Annotated in this window: 1 protein-coding gene; it reads left to right on the plus strand. The window is 45.6% G+C overall.

Annotation, left to right across the window (positions count from 1 at the left end; all coding sequences use genetic code 11):
* Positions 1–17 precede the first annotated feature (17 nt).
* Positions 18–263: aldo/keto reductase (locus DC347_RS21420; RefSeq protein ID WP_255414791.1), on the plus strand; the 246-nt coding region annotated here is incomplete at its 3' end.

Genomic DNA, 263 nt, shown 5'->3' on the forward strand with positions numbered 1-263 from the left:
AACTCGTACGGGTCTGCTTGGAACAGTCATTGAAGCAACTCCAGTTGGACTATGTGGACCTGTACCTCATTCATTTCCCAATGGCCATGAAGCCGGGAGAAAATTATCTCCCAAAAGATGAAAATGGAAAATTAATATATGATGCTGTGGATATCTGTGACACCTGGGAAGCCATGGAGAAATGCAAGGATGCAGGATTGGCCAAGTCCATTGGGGTGTCCAACTTTAACCGCAGGCAGCTGGAGAAAATCCTCAAAAAGCCA

The organism is Pseudarthrobacter sp. AG30 (assembly GCF_003116525.1).
GTDB lineage: Bacteria > Actinomycetota > Actinomycetes > Actinomycetales > Micrococcaceae > Arthrobacter.